This is a genomic window from Pantoea sp. JV6, assembly GCF_025910055.1.
Taxonomy (GTDB): Bacteria; Pseudomonadota; Gammaproteobacteria; order Enterobacterales; family Enterobacteriaceae; genus Pantoea; species Pantoea agglomerans.
In genome coordinates this window covers 128,514-147,406 of record NZ_JAPCIM010000023.1, presented here as the reverse complement: position 1 = coordinate 147,406, position 18,893 = coordinate 128,514, and the positions used below count along the sequence as shown (strand labels likewise).

The following is an 18,893-nucleotide window of genomic DNA, read 5'->3' as shown; positions in this document are numbered from 1 at the left end:
CACTTTTCTGCAGACATAAAAAAAGCGATGGTTTTCACCATCGCTTTTCGCATTCAAACTCAGATTTACTGTTAACGATTATTCACGAAACAGTGCTTCAATGCTGAGGCCCTGCGCCTGCAGGATTTCACGCAGACGGCGTAAACCTTCAACCTGAATCTGGCGTACACGCTCGCGGGTTAAGCCGATTTCACGACCCACATCCTCAAGTGTTGCCGCTTCATAGCCCAACAGGCCGAAACGACGTGCCAGCACTTCACGCTGCTTGGCGTTCAGTTCGAACAGCCATTTAACGATGCTTTGTTTCATATCATCGTCCTGCGTGGTGTCTTCCGGGCCGTTGTCTTTCTCATCGGCCAGAATATCCAGCAGCGCTTTTTCAGAATCACCGCCTAATGGCGTATCAACCGAGGTAATGCGTTCGTTGAGACGTAACATGCGGCTTACGTCATCAACTGGTTTATCAAGCTGCTCTGCGATCTCTTCCGCACTCGGCTCATGGTCGAGCTTGTGGGAAAGTTCACGCGCAGTACGCAGATAAACATTCAGTTCTTTCACAATGTGAATCGGCAGACGGATGGTACGGGTTTGATTCATGATCGCCCGTTCAATGGTCTGACGAATCCACCAGGTGGCGTACGTTGAGAAACGGAACCCGCGCTCCGGGTCAAATTTCTCTACGGCGCGAATCAGGCCGAGGTTACCTTCTTCAATCAGGTCCAGCAGAGCTAAACCACGATTGCTGTAACGACGAGCGATTTTCACCACCAGGCGTAAGTTACTTTCGATCATACGGCGACGGGAAGGGATATCACCCCGCAATGCACGGCGAGCGAAGAAGACTTCTTCCTCTGCCGTTAACAACGGAGAATAGCCAATCTCCCCGAGATAGAGCTGCGTCGCATCTAACACACGTTGCGTCGCACCCTGTGATAGCAACTCTTCTTCCGCTACGTCGCTATCACTGGCTTCATTTTCAACGAGTGCCTTCTCATCAAAAATTTCAGCTCCGTTCTCATCGAATTCCGCGTTCTCATGTAACTCGTTTACTTTCAGCGTATTCTGGCTCATAAGCGGCTCCTACCCGTGATTCCAGGGCAGAACATAAACCTGTTTTGTTCTGCCGGATTATCGCTGCGGTAAATAACGCAACGGGTTTACGGATTTCCCCTTGTAACGAATTTCAAAGTGTAATCTGACTGAACTGGTTCCGGTGCTACCCATGGTAGCGATCTTTTGCCCCGCCTTAACTTCCTGTTGTTCCCGGACCAGCATTGTATCGTTGTGGGCGTAGGCACTCAGGTAATCATCGTTGTGTTTAATGATGATTAAATTACCGTAACCCCGGAGTGCGTTACCTGCGTAAACCACTCGTCCTGAAGCAGTGGCGACCACAGATTGTCCGCGCGTCCCGGCGATATCGATACCTTTATTGCCACCTTCGGCGGCAGAGAAGTTATCGATGATCTTCCCGTCAGTCGGCCAGCGCCAGCTTCCGACCGGCGTTGAACTGTTGGTTGTACTGCTAACCGTTGGGGGTGCGGTAACGACTGGAGCTGTTGTCGTTGCAACATTTGCTCCATTCGAAGGCAACATTTTGCTGCCACCCGAATTACCTGAATCATCAGAATACGTAATAACAGGTTGCTGTGCAACAGCAGGCGATTTAATTTGTGGCGCCGCCGGAACGCCGCCCTGCGTTGCATCAGCAACGGTAATGGGATTGCCGCCAGTAATCGGCTGACCCGACCCATTGCCAATCTGCAGAGTCTGGCCGACATTCAGGCCATATGGCGCAGGAACATTGTTGCGCTGGGCTAAATCACGGAAATCGTTGCCGGTAATCCAGGCGATGTAAAACAATGTGTCGCCACGCTTAACGGTATAAGTTTCACCGGAGTAGCTACCCTTAGGAATGTTCTGATAACTGCGATTGTAAACAATCCGGCCATTCTGCGTCTCAACATTGGTGTTGGTACTAATCATTCCACCACTAGCGGGGGCAGATGCTGAATTTTTGCTTAACATTTGTCCCTGGGCTGGCGTGGCAGGAACGCCGCCTGAACTCGTGTCTGCTCCAGACTGGTTAGTGTTCATGCCACCATTATCGCCAACGCGACTGATGGGTGCCTGTGAGTTGTCGCTGGAGCTGCAGCCTGCCAGCCAAAAACCTACCAGTGAAAGCGCCGCCAGACGGCGTAACTGAAAAAGTGTGCTTCCCGTGCTCATTAATCCCCCGTGATGGCAACTCTGATCTATCTGTTTCACTGTATCTGCCAGCAGGATACTCTGCGCGGCGCGATAAAATCTGCGTTTTCGATGAATAAACTGGATAGTAACAACATCAGGTACGTGGTGCTATGAAACAGTTGTGAAGAAATACGAAGAGGGTCAGGCCAGATCGCCCTGCACCAGCGGGACGAAACGCACTGGTTCGATGGTCTCTTCCATCACCTCTTCGCCCTGACGACGCAGGCGCTTCAGTACCTGCTGATCTTCGCCAACCGGCAGCACCATGATGCCGCCTTCTGCCAGTTGTGCTATCAGCGCAATCGGAATTTCAGGCGGTGCAGCCGTGACGATGATGGCATCGAAGGGGCCACGTGAAGGCCAGCCCTGCCAGCCATCACCATGACGGGTTGAGACATTATGCAGATCCAGCTGTTTCAGACGGCGCTTGGCCTGCCACTGCAGCCCTTTGATGCGTTCCACTGAATAAACATGGTCCACCAGATGGGCAAGAATCGCCGTCTGATAACCTGAACCCGTACCAATCTCCAGCACACGCGAATGCGGATTAAGTCCGAGCAGCGCGGTCATCCGCGCGACCATGTAGGGCTGTGATATCGTCTGACCGGAGCCGATGGGCAAGGCAACATTGTCCCAGGCTTTATGCTCGAACGCTTCGTCGATAAAACGTTCGCGCGGCACCTCACTGATGGCTTTCAGCAGGTTTTCATCATCGATGCCCTGCTGACGCAGTTGTGACAGCAACGTCTCAATACGCCGATTCACCATGCCAGGTTCACCTCAGCTTTAGCCAGCCAGTCACTGAGCACGTTCTGCGCGCTGTGCGCCGTTAAATCGACATGGAGTGCCGTGACAGAGACGTAGCCCTGATCCACGGCGGCGAAGTCCGTATCCGGGCCCGCATCCAGTTTTTCGCCTGGCGGACCAATCCAGTAGAGTGTATTGCCACGCGGATCCTGCTGCGCAATCACCTGATCCGCCGGATGGCGACTGCCACAGCGCGTCACGCGGATGCCTTTGAGTTCAGACAACGGCAGATCGGGAACGTTGATGTTGAGAATGCGGCCGGTGCGCAGCGGTTCATGCGTCAGCGCCCTGAGCAGAGCGCAAGTCACGGCCGCAGCGGTGGCGTAGTGCTGATGGCCGTTGAGCGAAACCGCGATAGCCGGCAAGCCAAGATGTCGCCCTTCCATCGCTGCCGCCACCGTGCCGGAGTAGATCACATCATCGCCCAGATTGGGGCCGGCATTGATGCCCGACACCACAATGTCGGGACGCGGCTGCATCAGCGCATTCACCCCCAGATAGACGCAGTCGGTCGGCGTCCCCATCTGGACGGCGATATCGCCGTTTTCATGGGTGAAGGTGCGCAGAGGCGTTTCCAGCGTTAATGAGTTCGAGGCACCGCTTCGGTTACGATCGGGGGCAACAACCTGCACGTCAGCAATCTGCCGCAGGGCTTTCGCCAGAGTCTGAATGCCTGGCGCATGAATGCCGTCATCGTTACTGAGCAATATCCGCATTTCGTTCTGACCTTTTTTTATTCGACTGGTCGCCGTGACGGAACCTGTTTTAACGGCATGGCAACAGGTGAGGAATAGACGGCGATTTTTGCATTCTAGCGAGGCGCGCAAGGAAGTGGTAGGCGTAAATCACACGACGGTGGGGGTTTGCCGCAACATTACCCACACTGCGGGTCAGGTTGCGGCGAAGATTACTCATCAATCTGATCGGGCGAGTCCGCGTGGGTCAGCAGCTCCCGGACCACGCTGGTGGCAAAGCTGCCCGCTGGCAGCCAGAATGCCAGTTCCAGCGTGACATCATCCCACCAGCTCCACTGTATATCGCGCGGCACCACCAGCATGGCACGGCGTGCAGCATCAACCTTCTCACGTTCAATCAGTCCCAGCAGCAGCGTCTCATCAGCCAGCGCCTGCTGTTCAAAGGCCAGCGCGTCAGCCTGCGGGCCAGGCTCGCCCCGTCCCGGCAGCGGCGCGGTGATGCGCAGCTCATGCTGATCAACCCGGCGCTGTGACTCTGCCAGTTCATCAGGCTGGGCGACAAACCAGCTGCCTCGTCCGGTCAGCTGCAACGCATCGCCTTTGAGCACCTGAGTCAGCCCACCCTGCTGTTGCAGACGTGCACTGGTCACCTGATTAAACAGCGCACTGCGCGCGGCAGAGAGCATCAGGCTGCGCTTGTTGCGGTCACGAATAATGATCTCATTGCGCGCCCACTTTTCTGCCATCACTAGGTTATTGCCGCCGCGACCAAAACGCTGTTCACCAAAATAGTTCGGCACGCCCGCATCGCGAATCTGCGCCAGACGCGTTTCAACCGCATCACGGTCACTGATCTGGCGGATGATCAGCCGGAACGCGTTCCCCGCCAGTGCGCCGATGCGCAGCTTACGTTTGTGGCGCACCGCCTGCAGAATCTCGACCCCTTCCAGCTCAAAACCGCGCAGATCGGGCATCGCATTACCCGGCAGGCGAAAACAGAGTGTCTGTTCCGTCACCGCATGGCGATCTTTCATTCCGGCGTAACTCATGTCGCGCTGATGAATACCGAGATACTTCGCCAGTGCCTCAGCCACAAAGCGGGTATTGGCCCCCACTTTACGGATGCGCACCAGCAGGTGCTCACCTTCACCATCCGCGCCATAACCGAGATCTTCAACTACCACGAAATCTTCCGGATTGGCTTTGATCACGCCGGAGGCCACGGGTGTGCCGTGCAGGTAATTCAGCATCATTGGCTGTCAGCTTTCAGGACTAACGCCACCGCTTCACAGGCGATGCCTTCGCCGCGCCCGGTAAAGCCCAGCTTCTCGGTGGTGGTCGCTTTGACGTTGACCGCATCCATATGGCAGCCCAGATCTTCTGCAATATTGATCCGCATCTGTGGCACGTGCGGCAGCATTTTCGGTGCCTGAGCAATAATCGTGACGTCGACATTACCGATGCGATAGCCTTTGGCTTCGATACGGCGCCAGGCCTCACGCAGCAGACCGCGGCTGTCCGCCCCTTTAAAGGCCGGATCGGTGTCAGGAAACAGCTTGCCGATATCGCCCATCGCCACTGCGCCCAGCAGCGCGTCAGTCAGCGCATGCAGCGCCACATCGCCATCCGAATGGGCGATAAAACCCTGCTCAAACGGGATCCGCACACCGCCAATCACTAACGGACCCTCTCCGCCAAAGGCGTGAACGTCAAAACCGTGACCGATACGCATCATGCGCTCTCCTTTAATTGAATCTGACTCAGATAAAAAGCCGCCAGCGCCAGATCTTCTGGCCGGGTGACTTTGATGTTATCACTGCGTCCGCTGACTAACAGCGGGTGGTAGCCGCAATACTCCAGCGCCGAGGCTTCATCGGTGATGGTTGCGCCTTCTGCCAGCGCCCGCGTCAGGCAGGCGGTGAGCAGCGCATGAGGGAAAAATTGCGGCGTTAAGGCGTGCCAGAGATCGTCGCGCTCTACGGTATGGGCCACCGCGGCTTTGCCCGGCTCGCCCCGTTTCATGGTGTCACGCACTGGCGCGGCCAGAATCCCGCCAACGTGGCTCTGTTCACGCACGTTGAGCAGTTGCTGGAGATCGTCGGGATGCAGACAGGGACGCGCGGCATCATGGACCAGCACCCAGGCGGAACCCTGTGCGGCCTGCAATCCGGCCAGCACCGATTCGGCGCGGGTCTCTCCGCCTGTCACCCTGAGCACGCGCGGATCGCGTGCCAGCGGCAGTGAAGCGAAGTGCTGGTCATCAGGACTGAGGGCGACAATCACCTGTTTGATAGCGGGATGGGAAAACAGACGCGCAATGCTGTGTTCCAGAAGGGTGTGCTGACCAATCGTCAGATACTGCTTCGGACAGGTTGCCTGCATGCGGCTGCCGATCCCGGCAGCGGGCACCACGGCAATCACATCCGCAAGGGAGGCCAGAGTGTTCATGTTTTATCGTTGTTGGTTAAGCGCTGCTTGTTGCGCGTTGCGTTTGTTCTGGTCAGGCACCAGACGATAGAAAGTCTCACCGGGCTTAATCATGCCCAGTTCATTGCGTGCACGCTCCTCGATCGCTTCCGAGCCGCCATTGAGATCGTCAATTTCGGCAAACAGCTGATCGTTTCGCGATTTCAGTTTGGCATTGTTTGCCTGTTGCACCGCGACATCATCATTGACGCGCGTATAGTCATGGATGCCATTTTTCCCCAGCCACAACGAATATTGCAGCCAGCCAAGCAGCACCAATAACAGTAACGTCAGTTTTCCCATCCCGCCCCCTAAAAACGGCCCAATCATCCCATAACTTTGCACAGGACTCCACACCAGCGGAGAAAATGGCGCGCTTTGCTGCGCGTCTGCGCAAAATATGAATCAGTACCGATTCAGACGGGAAAAGATTTGTAACCTGCCGATGCGTTTGCACATCAGCGCGGGCGCACTGAGGGCTTACCAGCCAGAGAGAAAAGAGAACATTAACCAGAAGAGCGTGACCACCATGATCACCGTGGCGAGCGCGGCCCACAGCCACTGTCCACTCAGCAGCGTATTCAGCGCGATACCCGTGACCACCGCAACCGGCAGCAGCGCCAGAAAGAATGGCCAGGTATAAAGAAAGAAGAACAGCGTGTTAGAGCCGAACAGCAGGAAAGGAATCGCCAGCGCGCACCAGTAAGCGAGAAAGCCGATAACGCCGCCCGGCAGCAATGAGCGCGGCTCATCCGGGGAGGAGTCATCTTTTCGGGCGAGCATTGGGGTAATGTTCTGCATAGGCATCCTGTTGGCGCGAGGGCGGCAAATCAGAAACGATTTGCCGCTGTCTCTTCAGGATTTGATGATATCGCGGTCACGCAGCAGGTCTAACAATTGGGCGGCCAGTTTTGTAACCAATTGTTCGCCATCCAGCTGGATTTCCGGGCTATCGGGTGCCTCATAGACGCTGTCGATACCGGTGAAATTACGCAGTTCACCGGCGCGCGCTTTGCGATACAACCCTTTCGGATCACGCGCTTCACACACGGCTAACGGCGTATCGACAAATACCTCGATAAACTGTCCCGGCTCCAGCAGATCGCGCACCATCTGACGCTCGGCGCGATGCGGCGAAATAAAGGCAGTGAGCACCACGAGTCCGGCATCCACCATCAGTTTCGCCACTTCACCGACGCGACGGATATTCTCTTTACGGTCATCATCGCTGAAACCGAGGTCACGACAGAGGCCGTGACGCACATTGTCACCATCCAGCAGATAGGTGCTGACGCCGATGCGGTGCAGCGCCTGCTCCAGCGCACCGGCAACGGTGGATTTCCCCGAGCCCGAAAGCCCGGTGAACCACAGCACCACGCCCTGATGGCCATGCTGCTGTTCGCGTGAGGCGCGTGTCACCGGATGATCATGCCACACCACGTTATCGTCGTGCTGCGCCATTACTGACCGCCCAGCAGGTCGCGCGCATTCCAGTGTGGGAAGTGGCGGCGCACCAGCGCATTCAGTTCCAGCTCAAACGCGCTGAACTCGCCGGTATTAACCGGGGCATCATGGTTTGGCTGATGGATCATGCCGGCACCCACGGTGACGTTGCTCAGGCGATCGATAAAGATCATGCCGCCGGTTACCGGGTTCTGCTGATAGCTGTCGAGCACCATCGGTTCATCAAAGGTGATCTCAATGCGACCGATACCGTTCAGCGGCAGCGTATCGACCTGACGCGTCTCCAGCGAGTTGATCTCGACCTGATGCAGCACCTTCTCTACCCGGCCACGGGTTTTCTTACCGGCGATTTTCAGGTCATAACTCTGACCGGCCTGCAGTGGCTGTTCTGCCATCCAGACCACGTCAACGCTGGCAGACTGAACCGCTGCCAGCTCTTCACTGGCATCCACCAGCAGATCGCCACGGCTGATATCAATCTCATCCTGCAGCACCAGGGTAATCGCTTCGCCTGCACCCGCTTCCTGCAGATCGCCATCGAAGGTCACAATGCGGGCAATGGTCGACTCCACGCCAGAAGGCAGCACTTTAACGCGCTGGCCTACCTGCACGCTGCCCGACGCCAGGGTGCCGGCATAGCCACGAAAATCGAGGTTCGGACGGTTGACATACTGCACCGGGAAACGCATCGGCTGATGATCGACGACGCGCTTCAGCTCCACGGTCTCCAGCACATCCAGCAGCGTCGGGCCGCTATACCACGGCATGGTCTGACTGGCAGAGGCGACGTTATCCCCTTCCAGCGCCGACATCGGCACAAAGCGGATATCGAGGTCTTCCGGCAGCTGCGCAGCAAAGTCGAGGTAATCCTGTTTGATCTGTTCGAAGCGCTCCTGGTTGTACTCCACCAGATCCATCTTATTGATCGCCACCACCAGGTGTCTGATCCCCAGCAGCGTCGAGATAAAGCTGTGGCGGCGGGTCTGATCCAGTACGCCTTTACGCGCATCGATCAGCAGGATCGCCAGATCGCAGGTTGACGCGCCGGTCGCCATGTTACGGGTGTACTGCTCATGTCCCGGCGTGTCGGCGATAATAAATTTACGCTTTTCGGTCGAGAAGTAGCGGTAGGCCACATCAATGGTAATGCCCTGCTCACGCTCAGCCTGCAGACCATCCACCAGCAGCGCCAGATCGAGCTTCTCGCCCTGGGTGCCGTGACGTTTGCTGTCGTTGTGCAGCGATGAGAGCTGATCTTCATAGATCTGACGGGTGTCGTGTAGCAGACGTCCAATCAGGGTACTTTTTCCGTCGTCAACGCTGCCGCAGGTCAGAAAACGCAGCAGGCTCTTGTGCTGTTGCGTGGTCAGCCAGGCTTCAACGCCGCCCTGGTCGGCAATCTGTTGTGCAATTACGGTATTCATCTGGCGTCTCCTTAGAAATAACCCTGACGTTTTTTCAGTTCCATCGAACCGGACTGATCGCGATCGATCATGCGGCCCTGACGCTCGCTGGTGGTGGAAACCAGCATCTCTTCGATGATCTCCGGCAGCGTCTGCGCTTCAGACTCTACCGCGCCGGTCAGCGGCCAGCAGCCGAGCGTACGGAAACGGACCATCCGTTCGGTGATCTCTTCACCCGGCTGCAGGTTGATGCGATCGTCATCGATCATCATCAGCATGCCATCACGCTCCAGCACCGGACGCGGTGCGGCGAGATAGAGCGGCACAATCTCGATGTTTTCCAGGAAGATGTACTGCCAGATATCCAGTTCGGTCCAGTTCGACAGCGGGAAGACGCGGATGCTTTCACCCTTGTTGATCTGTCCGTTGTAGTTGTGCCACAGCTCAGGGCGCTGGTTTTTCGGATCCCAGCGATGGAAGCGGTCACGGAATGAGTAGATACGCTCTTTGGCGCGTGACTTCTCTTCATCACGACGTGCGCCGCCAAAGGCCGCATCAAAACCATATTTGTTCAGCGCCTGCTTCAGCCCTTCGGTTTTCATGATGTCAGTGTGTTTGGCACTGCCGTGAACAAAGGGATTGATGCCCATCGCCACGCCTTCCGGGTTGCGGTGAACCAGCAACTCTGCGCCCATCGCTTTCACGGTGCGGTCGCGAAATTCGTACATTTCACGGAATTTCCAGCCGGTATCCACATGCAGCAACGGGAAGGGCAGCGTGCCTGGGTAGAAGGCTTTACGCGCCAGATGTAGCATGACCGAGGAGTCTTTGCCGATGGAGTACATCATCACCGGATTGCTGAACTCCGCCGCCACTTCGCGAATGATGTGGATACTCTCCGCCTCCAGCTGACGCAGATGAGTGAGTCGTTTTTGGTCCATGATTTTCCCTCAAGCCAGATTGACAACGGCGGACTCGCGAGCCCCCTGCTGTGCTGAATGTTTAAACCAGGCGAGTTGCCCGTGCAGATTTACCACCTCTCCGATCACCAGCAGCGCCGGAGTGGGTGCCGAGGCGGCCAGCGCCTCAAGTTGTTCTAAGGTACCGGTCAGCACCTGTTGATCCTGACGGGTGCCGCGACTGATCACCGCCACCGGCGTTGATGGCGCGCGACCGTGCTGAATCAGCGCCTCGCTGATGGCAGCGGCTTTAACGGTTCCCATGTAGATCGCCAGCGTCTGACGCGCACGCGCCAGCGATGGCCAGTCAATGTCATCCCCATCGGGACGGCAGTGACCGGTAATAAACATCACGCTCTGCGCGTAGTCGCGGTGGGTCAGCGGAATACCGGCATAGGCTGTCGCACCGGCTGCCGCGGTGACGCCCGGCACCACCTGGAACGGCACACCCGCCTGCTGAGCCGCCTGCAGCTCTTCGCCGCCGCGGCCAAAGATAAAGGGATCGCCGCCCTTGAGGCGCACGACGCGCTTGCCTTTCAGCGCCAGTGAAACCAGCATCTGATTGATCTCTTCCTGCGGCAACGTGTGGGCGCTGGCCCGTTTGCCGACGCAGATGCGATCGGCATCGCGGCGCACCAGATCCAGCACCTCTTCGCTGACCAGATGGTCGTAGAGCACCACATCGGCTAACTGCATCACCTGCAGGCCACGCAGCGTCAGCAGACCGCTGTCGCCCGGCCCGGCGCCCACCAGAAAGATCTCGCCCTGACGGGTCGGCTCTTCCAGCAGCTCACGGTCCAGCGTGCGTTTCGCCTCTTCGACGTTACCGGCAGACATCTCACTGGCGAACCGGCCATCGAAAGCGCGTTCCCAGAAGCGCCGACGGTCAGACATGCGGCTGAAGCGCTGTTTGACTTTATCGCGCCAGAGTCCGGCCACTTCAGCCATCTGACCCAGACTGGCAGGCAGTAGCGTTTCGATTTTTTCGCGCAGCATGCGTGCCAGCACCGGTGCGGTGCCGCTGGAGGAGATCGCCACCACCAGCGGTGAGCGGTCAACAATCGAGGGGAAGATAAAGGTGCATTTTGGCTGGTCATCCACCACGTTAACCAGCTTATGCCGCGCGTTGGCGGCTTCAAACACCTGGCTGTTGAGATGGTTGTCGTCGGTGGCGGCAATCACCAGGAAAACGCCATCCAGCTGGGCCGGGTCAAATTCGGTCGCCAGCCACTCCAGCTCCTGCTTATCCAGCAGCGCCTGCAGTTCAGGGCAGAGTTCACGAGATGCGATCAGAACGCGCGCGCGTGCACGGCGCAGCAGTTCAATTTTTCGCGCCGCAATATCTCCCCCGCCGACAACCAGAACCGGGCGGCCAGAAAGATCGGCAAAAAGAGGCAAATAGTCCACGTTAACCCTGATGTTTTAACTTTGTATTAACGCGACTATACGTCGCTGGGTTTATCCAGATGAAATTACGAATTGGAATGAGTAGTTACCGAATGGAATAACGACGCCGCAAAGCACAGAACAATTTGGTCTTAACAGATGAAATTTAATGGCTTTTTCGTGAACAGGCTCACATATTGAAAGCCACACCTGCGGCAGCAAAAGCAGATAAGTGCCAGCGATAATGGTCCGTTACGCCTTTCGGTAGTGACAGCGCCCGATTCCACTAACAAAGTCACGGGACAAAAAGGATATAATGCGCGCGGCATGGCTGGCCCTGGCCCCCATGCGGAACGGCTCCCGAATAATGAAAAAGGATGCACTATGTTTTATTCCCTCCGCTTGAGGGTAGCGACAATTTTATGTGGCGCACTCATTTCTCCGCTGGCTCTGGCCACTCCGCCTGGTCAGTTTGCCGAACAGCAGGTCCGGCACATCGCCACCTTGTTTCCTGGCCGGATGAGCGGCAGCCCGGCTGAGCTGATGGCAGCCGACTACCTGCAACAGCAATTTACCGCGCTGGGGTATAAGACCAATACCCGCCAGTTCAGGACCGGCTATAAGTGGCAGGAAGAGGACGGCACGCAGCGCTGGCATAAGCTCACGGCAACCTCGGTGATTGCCGCGCGTGCAGGCAGTGTGCCGCAGGAGATTCTGATCGTGGCACATCTGGATACCTGGACGCCGCAAAATAGCAGCCAGGCCCAGCACAATCTGGGCGGCTTACGTCTGCAGGGCGTCGATGATAATGCATCGGGTCTTGGTGTGATGCTGGAGCTGGCGCAGCAGCTGAGCCGCAAACCGCTGCACTACGGCATACGCTTTGTGGCGCTGAGCGCCGGAGAGGCGGATCTGCACGGCATGGATGATTATGTTGAGCGGATGAGCACGCGTGAGAAGAAGAATACCCTGCTGGTCATCGATCTGAATAGCCTGATCACCGGCGATCATCTCTATTTTAAAAGCGGCATGAATACGCCCCGGGCGGTGCGCAAGCAGACCAGCGAACGAGCCCTGTTACTGGCACGCCAGCAGGGCATTCCCGCCGCCAGTCATCAGCTGAACCGTAAAGATTTTGACGCTCTTAATGCCTTCGACAAGGCGGGCTTTCCGCTGCTGGATGTGACCGCCAGCAACTGGACGCTGGGTAATAAAGATGGTGCGCTGCAGCGTCATCGTAGTCCCCACTTTCCTGATGGCGTTACCCGCCATCAGACTGACCTGGATAATCTGAGCTATCTCGACCGCTGGCTGCCGGGGCAGATAACCTTGCGAACCCGCGACAGCGTTCGCGTGCTACTGCCGCTGCTCAGTGAACTGACCAATCCCAAAGTGTAAGGATCTGACATGTACGTGGTCTTTCTGAATTACGTTCGTCCGGTAGAAGAAGTTGAAGCGCTGCTGGCAGCCCATATCGAATGGCTGGATCGCTATTTTGACGCGGGCTTTTTTATTGCAGCGGGACGTAAAGATCCGCGCACGGGCGGCATGTTACTGGTCAGGGAGATGGAACGAGAAGAGCTGGATGCAATTTTAGCGGAAGATCCGTTTGTCACGGTGGCAGAGTATGAGGTGACGAAAGTGAATGTGACCCGTGCAGCAGAGGCGTTTGCCGGATTAAAAGGCGTTTAGCTTCCCGCCTGACTGCAGCCAAAAACTTCTCTCCCTGTGTTGGGGGAGAGAAGTCCTGCGTCAGCCTTCGTGCAGACCACACTCGCGCTTGAGACCGAAGAAGCGCGTCTCTTCTTCTGCCATACCCGGCTCCCACTTGCGGGTGGTATGGGTATCGCCCACCGATAGATAGCCTTCATCCCACAGCGGATGGTACTTCAGCTTATGCTGTTCCAGATACTGATGAATCTGGCGGTTATCCCAGTCGATAATCGGCAGCAGCTTAAAGACGCCACGCTGGACGCCCAGCACCGGCAGATTCGCCCGGCTGCCCGACTGGTCGCGGCGCAATCCAGCAAACCAGGTCTGCGCGCCAAGGGTTTCAATGGCGCGATTCATCGGCTCAACTTTGTTGATCTCGTTATATTTCTCAATCCCCTCGACGCCCTGCTCCCACAGTTTGCCGTAGCGCGCTTCCTGCCAGGCCGGTGAGGTTTCGGCGCGGAACACTTTAAGGTTGAGATTGAGCTGGTCCGCCAGCTCATCAATAAAACGATAGGTCTCCGGGAACAGATAGCCGGTGTCGGTCAGGATCACCGGAATATCGGGCTGCAGACGCGTCACCAGATGCAGCGACACCGCGGCCTGAATACCGAAACTGGAGGAGAGCACATAGGCACCCGGCAGATTCTCCAGCGCCCAGCTGACCCGCTCTTCCGCTGATGACTTCTCCAGCTGCGCATTGGTCGCGGCCAGCGCCATAGCACGCTGGACTTTGGACATCTCATTCAGTGCTGCGAGGTCGGGGTGACTCATTTTGCTTCCTCCCAAAAATCGCGTGCCGGGTCCAGCACCGGCGCAACAATGCCCGCGCGGATGGTGAAGTCACCAAAGCCTTCAGCGGCCTGGCGCTCAGTGGCCCAGCGTCCCACCAGCTCATCAATGGTGGCGAGAATTTCGCTTTCGTTAATGTTTTCACGGTACATGCGGGGAATACGCGTTCCGCTGCGGTTTCCACCCAGATGCAGGTTGTAGCGACCTGGCGCTTTACCCACCAGCCCCAGCTCAGCCAGCATGGCACGGCCACAGCCGTTGGGACAACCGGTAACGCGTAACACTATGTGCTCATCGCCAACGCCATGCGCATGCATGATCCCTTCCACTTTGGTCACGAAGGCAGGCAGGAAGCGCTCGGCTTCTGCCATCGCCAGCGGACAGGTCGGGAACGCCACGCAGGCCATCGAGTTTTCGCGCTGTGCCGTAACGTGATCCATCAGACCATGTTCGCGCGCGATTGCTTCGATCTGCGCTTTTTCGCTTTCCGGCACGCCGGCCACAATCAGGTTCTGGTTAGCGGTCAGGCGGAAATCGCCCTGATGGATTTTCGCAATTTCAGCGATGCCGCTTTTCAGCGGTCGGCCCGGATAGTCAAGCAGACGACCATTTTCGATAAACAGCGTCAGGTGCCATTTGTTGTCGATGCCTTTAATCCAGCCAATGCGATCGCCACGGGTGGTGAACTCATAAGGACGGATCGGCTCAAACGTCACGCCTGCCCGTTTTTCAACTTCGGCTTTAAAGGTCTCGACGCCAACACGTTCCAGGGTGTACTTGGTTTTGGCGTTTTTACGGTCGGTACGGTTGCCCCAGTCGCGCTGCGTCGTGACCACCGCCTCGGCGACGTCGAGGATCTTCTCCACCGGGAAATAGCCAAACTCGCTGGCGGTGCGCGCATAGGTCGCTTTGTTACCGTGCTCAATCGACAGCCCGCCACCCACCAGCAGGTTAAAGCCCACCAGCTTGCCGTGCTCGGCGACAGCGACAAAGTTCAGATCGTTGGCGTGCAGATCCACGTCGTTATGCGGCGGGATCACCACGGTGGTTTTGAATTTACGCGGCAGATACGTTTCACCGAGGATCGGCTCTTCGTCGGTGGTGGCGACTTTTTCTTTATCCCACCAGATCTCCGCATAGGCTCGGGTGCGTGGCAGCAGATGCTCAGAGAGTTTCTTCGCCCACTCATACGCTTCCTGATGCAGCTCCGACTCAACCGGGTTCGACGTACAGAGCACGTTACGGTTGACGTCATTGGCGGTCGCCAGCGCATCCAGCCCCACCTCATGCAGCATCTGATGCGTCGGCTTAACGTTCTTCTTCAGAATGCCGTGAAACTGGAAGGTCTGACGGTTAGTCAGACGGATGCTGCCATAGATGGTTTTATCGGTGGCAAATTTGTCGATGGCCAGCCACTGGGTCGGCGTAATAATGCCGCCCGGCAACCGGCAACGCAGCATCATGGCGTGGCGCGGCTCCAGCTTCTGCTCAGCACGTTCGGCACGAATATCGCGATCGTCCTGCTGGTACATGCCGTGAAAACGGATCAGCAGGAAGTTGTCGCCGGTAAAACCGCCGGTCAGACCCTCTTCCAGATCTTCTTTAATGGTGCCGCGCAGATAGTTGCTCTGCTTCTTCAGACGCTCAGCGTCTGCTAATTTGCCTTCTACAACCAGCGGTCCAGGGTGTTTATCGCTCATTAGTAAACGTCTCGCTGATAACGGCGCTCAATGCGCAGCTCACTTAAAAATTCGTCGGCCGTTTCACGATCCATTCCGCCGTGTTCGACCACCACATCCAGCAATGCCTGCTCGACGTCTTTTGCCATACGATTCGCGTCGCCACAGACATAAAGATGCGCGCCCTCTTCAATCCAGCGCCACACTTCGGCCCCTTTCGCGCGGATCTTATCCTGTACGTAAATCTTCTCTGCCTGATCGCGTGACCAGGCGAGGTCGATATGGGTCAGCAGACCATCCTTAACATATTTCTGCCACTCTACCTGATAGAGGAAATCGTCGGTGAAGTGCGGATTACCAAAGAATAGCCAGTTTTTGCCGCCGGCACCGTCGTTGTCGCGCTGCTGCATAAAGGCGCGGAACGGCGCGATGCCGGTGCCCGGGCCAATCATGATCACCGGCGCATCCGGATTAGCCGGCAGGCGGAAGTTGTCGTTGTGTTCGATGAAGACCCGGACTTCGCCCTCTTCTTCGATGCGATCGGCCAGCCAGGTCGATGCACCGCCGCCACGCTGGCGACCTTCAATATCAAAGCGAACGGCACCGACGGTGATATGCACTTCGGTATCGGTTTCAGCCTGCGAAGAGGCGATAGAGTAGAGTCGCGGCGTCAGCGGTCGCAGCAGTCCGGTCAGCTGTTCAGCGCTGAGTTCGGACGGTGCCAGGCGCACCATATCCACAATCGGATAGTGCTGCGCATAGTGCTGCAGCCTGGCTTTATCATCCACCAGTGAGAGCAACTCCGCGTTGCGTGACAGCTGGGCATACTGCGCCACGATCTGCGCGGTGTTAACCGTCAGCTCGAAATGCTTCTGCAGCGCCTCCGCCAGCGGCAGGGTTTTCCCCTGAACCTCTACCGGCTCATCGCCTTTCAGCCAGACCAGCTCCAGCAGTTCGCTGACCAGCGCCGCGTCGTTCTCATACCAGACGCCCAGCGCATCGCCAGGCTGGTAGCGCAGACCGGAATCGCCCAGATCGATTTCGATATGGCGCACATCTTTATCTGAGTCCCGTCCGGTAATTTTCTGATTCACCGCCAGACTCGCGCTGAGCGGCGACTCTTTAGTATAGGGGCTGGTGGTGACTTCGTTGACGCTGCCGGCTGCTGTCGCCGCAGCCTGCGCCGGGGATTCAGTGGGAACGCGTTTCTTGAGAATTTCCGTCAGTGCATTGCGCCAGGCGGCGGCCTGCTCCGCATACTCAACATCCGCATCAACGCGATCCAGCAGACGCTCGCCGCCCAGCTCCGCCAGTCGGCTGTCAAAATCTTTACCCGCCTGACTGAAGAATTCATAAGAGGTGTCGCCCAGGCCAAACACTGCGAAGGCGGCACCCTCCATTTTCGGTGCCTTTTTCGACATCAGGAATTTATGCAGCGCCACCGCCTCTTCCGGCGGTTCGCCTTCGCCCTGGGTGGAGGTTACAACCACTAGCATTTTTTCCTGGCCAATCTGTTTGAACTTGTAATCACCGGCATTCACCAGGTTTACGTTCAGCTTTGCGGCCAGCAGGTCATCACGCAACTGCTCAGCCAGACGACGTGCGTTGCCGGTCTGGGAGGCAGAAAGCAGCGTAATGGCGGGCGCTTCGGCCGGAGCCGGAGCAGATGCAGTGCTGGCGACGGCGCTACCCGGGGTCTGTTCCACCCTGCCCCAGAAATAGCCTGACAGCCACGCCAGTTGAGTCGGGGAATAATCTGTCGTCGCCGCCTGTAAGCGAGCGAGTTGTTCCGGAGAGAGCGGAAGCATTGAACCAGGTGCCTGAGTCGTCATCGCGTTAAAAATTCCAGTATCAGAAGTCCGGACCGTAAAATGGCGGAAGAGTGCGTAGGTTACCGGTCCGTATATTAACGATTAAATACACCTTCGACATATCAAATAACCAAAATGACTAAATGGTTTTCCAGGTAGAAATAATCGTTAAAAGTGGTAAGCAAAGCGGTGATATATCAGTTAATTAGCTGGACGCCACTGTATAAACGCGCAGGAAAAGTATCGGTTTGTGCGGTTCGGGTGCGAAAAAAGCGGTAATCAGGTAGAATTCAGCGGTTTTTTAATGTCTGAGAACCATTATGTCTACCACCTTGTTTAAAGAGTTCCAGTTCGAAGCCGCGCATCATCTACCGAATGTGCCGGCCGGACACAAATGTGGCCGTCTGCACGGTCATTCGTTCCTGGTTCGTCTGGAGATTACCGGCGAAGTGGATGCGCATACCGGCTGGGTTATGGATTTTGCTGAGCTGAAGGCGGCGTTTAAGCCTGTCTACAATCGGCTGGACCACTACTATCTGAATGATATTCCCGGCCTGGAAAATCCCACCAGCGAAGTGCTGGCGAAATGGATCTGGGATCAGATGAAACCGCAACTGCCGCTGCTAAGCGCGGTGATGATCAAAGAAACCTGCACCGCAGGCTGCGTTTACCGCGGCTAACCCTGTCGGATCGAACTCTTCGATCCGACGCGGCTCTTCTCTCCGTCCTGCCTCTGACGCTCAACGCTTTCCTGTAGTTAACGGCTCATTGCGTGCCGCTTTATCAGGATCAGGCGATATTGAGATATTTATGGGTCTGCATCGACAGACGCCAGTTACGGGCAATGCAGGTCTCAATACAGAGCCGGGTCGCATCATCTTTGCGGCTGATTGGCTGCAGGGCGATGATACGCGCTTTGGTGTCATCAATGCCTGCCAGCAGCCGATCCAGCGCTTCCACATCACGCTCGCGCGCTACCGGATGCTTGATTTCATCGGCCCGGCTCAGCGCCTGGGGCAGAACATCGTAGCCGCCGCGCATGTTGACCTTCGGCGAGACGGTCACCCAGGTCCGTTCGGAACAGTGAATCTCGTGGGTTCCGCTGGTCTCAATCTGGCACTGGAAACCGTGCTGCTCCAGCGCAGTGGTTAACGGACGCAGATCGTATATCGCCGGTTCACCACCGGTGATGACCACATGACACGCCGTCCAGCCCTGCTGCGCAATAGCACTCACCAGGGTCGCCGCGTCGGCATCACCCCAGGCGTCGCTTTCCACCGTCTTGATCAAAATATCGCCCAGCGACGTTTCCCGATCTGTCCGCTTTTCCCAGGTGTGTTTGGTATCGCACCAGCTACAGCCCACCGGGCATCCCTGCAAACGAATGAAAATGGCAGGCACGCCGGTGTAATAACCTTCGCCCTGCAGTGTCTGGAACATTTCGTTAATCGGGTATTGCATTACGGAC

At 56.9% G+C, this 18,893-nt stretch carries 20 protein-coding genes; 3 read left to right on the top strand and 17 right to left on the bottom strand.

The window, feature by feature from the left end:
- Positions 1–78 precede the first annotated feature (78 nt).
- The 13 genes from rpoS to cysG form a co-directional block, all read right to left on the bottom strand.
- Complete coding sequence (gene rpoS / locus OK412_RS21760) at positions 79–1,071, bottom strand: RNA polymerase sigma factor RpoS (protein WP_003849090.1); 993 nt, start codon at positions 1,069–1,071, stop codon at positions 79–81.
- A gap of 57 nt (positions 1,072–1,128) precedes the next feature.
- Positions 1,129–2,229 (bottom strand): murein hydrolase activator NlpD, encoded by a 1,101-nt coding sequence (gene nlpD, locus OK412_RS21755; protein ID WP_264353543.1) that lies wholly within the window; start codon positions 2,227–2,229, stop codon positions 1,129–1,131.
- Between the two features lie 162 nt (positions 2,230–2,391).
- Positions 2,392–3,018: a protein-L-isoaspartate(D-aspartate) O-methyltransferase gene (locus tag OK412_RS21750; RefSeq protein ID WP_010248537.1), complete on the bottom strand. Its 627-nt coding sequence runs from the start codon at positions 3,016–3,018 to the stop codon at positions 2,392–2,394.
- Positions 3,012–3,773, bottom strand: coding sequence for a 5'/3'-nucleotidase SurE (gene surE / locus OK412_RS21745; protein ID WP_003849099.1), 762 nt, complete (start codon positions 3,771–3,773; stop codon positions 3,012–3,014). Before surE ends, OK412_RS21750 begins: the two co-directional genes overlap by 7 nt.
- Before the next feature lie 191 nt (positions 3,774–3,964).
- Positions 3,965–5,005 carry a tRNA pseudouridine(13) synthase TruD gene (truD, locus tag OK412_RS21740; RefSeq protein WP_264353542.1) on the bottom strand — a complete coding sequence of 347 codons (1,041 nt, stop codon included), beginning with the start codon at positions 5,003–5,005 and terminating at the stop codon, positions 3,965–3,967.
- On the bottom strand, positions 5,002–5,484 hold the full coding sequence (ispF, locus tag OK412_RS21735; protein WP_010248541.1) for a 2-C-methyl-D-erythritol 2,4-cyclodiphosphate synthase: 483 nt from the start codon (positions 5,482–5,484) through the stop codon (positions 5,002–5,004). Before ispF ends, truD begins: the two co-directional genes overlap by 4 nt.
- Positions 5,484–6,200 carry a 2-C-methyl-D-erythritol 4-phosphate cytidylyltransferase gene (gene ispD, locus OK412_RS21730; protein ID WP_010248543.1) on the bottom strand — a complete coding sequence of 239 codons (717 nt, stop codon included), beginning with the start codon at positions 6,198–6,200 and terminating at the stop codon, positions 5,484–5,486. Before ispD ends, ispF begins: the two co-directional genes overlap by 1 nt.
- Before the next feature lie 3 nt (positions 6,201–6,203).
- Entirely contained in the window at positions 6,204–6,521 is a 318-nt protein-coding gene (ftsB, locus tag OK412_RS21725) for a cell division protein FtsB (RefSeq protein ID WP_010248545.1), read from the bottom strand.
- A 177-nt stretch (positions 6,522–6,698) separates the two neighbouring features.
- A complete protein-coding gene (locus OK412_RS21720; RefSeq protein ID WP_010248547.1) occupies positions 6,699–7,019 on the bottom strand; it encodes a DUF3561 family protein in 321 nt (106 codons plus the stop codon).
- Between the two features lie 54 nt (positions 7,020–7,073).
- Entirely contained in the window at positions 7,074–7,679 is a 606-nt protein-coding gene (cysC, locus tag OK412_RS21715; protein ID WP_010672130.1) for an adenylyl-sulfate kinase, read from the bottom strand.
- Positions 7,679–9,106 (bottom strand): sulfate adenylyltransferase subunit CysN, encoded by a 1,428-nt coding sequence (cysN, locus tag OK412_RS21710; RefSeq protein WP_264353541.1) that lies wholly within the window; start codon positions 9,104–9,106, stop codon positions 7,679–7,681. The genes cysC and cysN overlap by 1 nt, the downstream gene beginning before the upstream one ends.
- 11 nt (positions 9,107–9,117) lie before the next feature.
- Positions 9,118–10,026: a sulfate adenylyltransferase subunit CysD gene (gene cysD / locus OK412_RS21705; RefSeq protein WP_010248554.1), complete on the bottom strand. Its 909-nt coding sequence runs from the start codon at positions 10,024–10,026 to the stop codon at positions 9,118–9,120.
- Between the two features lie 9 nt (positions 10,027–10,035).
- Positions 10,036–11,451 (bottom strand): siroheme synthase CysG, encoded by a 1,416-nt coding sequence (gene cysG, locus OK412_RS21700; protein WP_033758695.1) that lies wholly within the window; start codon positions 11,449–11,451, stop codon positions 10,036–10,038.
- Between the two features lie 363 nt (positions 11,452–11,814).
- Here cysG and OK412_RS21695 point away from each other — a divergent pair, with 363 nt between their 5' ends.
- Together OK412_RS21695 and OK412_RS21690 are read left to right on the top strand one after the other, a co-directional pair.
- The gene (locus OK412_RS21695; protein ID WP_264353540.1) at positions 11,815–12,828 is read left to right on the top strand and encodes an aminopeptidase; all 1,014 of its coding nucleotides are present in this window, start codon (positions 11,815–11,817) and stop codon (positions 12,826–12,828) included.
- Positions 12,829–12,837: 9 nt separating this feature from the next.
- Entirely contained in the window at positions 12,838–13,122 is a 285-nt protein-coding gene (locus OK412_RS21690; protein WP_158131416.1) for a YciI family protein, read from the top strand.
- 60 nt (positions 13,123–13,182) lie between these two features.
- On the opposite strand, the gene OK412_RS21685 is transcribed toward OK412_RS21690, so the two are convergent.
- The 3 genes from OK412_RS21685 to cysJ are packed head-to-tail and all read right to left on the bottom strand — an operon-like array spanning position 13,183 to position 17,446.
- Positions 13,183–13,917: a phosphoadenylyl-sulfate reductase gene (locus OK412_RS21685; RefSeq protein ID WP_010672133.1), complete on the bottom strand. Its 735-nt coding sequence runs from the start codon at positions 13,915–13,917 to the stop codon at positions 13,183–13,185.
- Positions 13,914–15,635, bottom strand: coding sequence for an assimilatory sulfite reductase (NADPH) hemoprotein subunit (gene cysI, locus OK412_RS21680; RefSeq protein WP_022623798.1), 1,722 nt, complete (start codon positions 15,633–15,635; stop codon positions 13,914–13,916). Before cysI ends, OK412_RS21685 begins: the two co-directional genes overlap by 4 nt.
- Positions 15,635–17,446 carry an NADPH-dependent assimilatory sulfite reductase flavoprotein subunit gene (gene cysJ, locus OK412_RS21675; RefSeq protein WP_022623799.1) on the bottom strand — a complete coding sequence of 604 codons (1,812 nt, stop codon included), beginning with the start codon at positions 17,444–17,446 and terminating at the stop codon, positions 15,635–15,637. The genes cysI and cysJ overlap by 1 nt, the downstream gene beginning before the upstream one ends.
- Before the next feature lie 299 nt (positions 17,447–17,745).
- On the opposite strand from cysJ, the gene queD reads away from it, so the two are divergent.
- On the top strand, positions 17,746–18,105 hold the full coding sequence (gene queD, locus OK412_RS21670; protein WP_010248568.1) for a 6-carboxytetrahydropterin synthase QueD: 360 nt from the start codon (positions 17,746–17,748) through the stop codon (positions 18,103–18,105).
- A gap of 109 nt (positions 18,106–18,214) precedes the next feature.
- Here the strand turns inward: queD and queE are convergent, their stop codons facing one another.
- Complete coding sequence (gene queE, locus OK412_RS21665) at positions 18,215–18,886, bottom strand: 7-carboxy-7-deazaguanine synthase QueE (protein WP_264353539.1); 672 nt, start codon at positions 18,884–18,886, stop codon at positions 18,215–18,217.
- Positions 18,887–18,893: the final 7 nt, after the last annotated feature.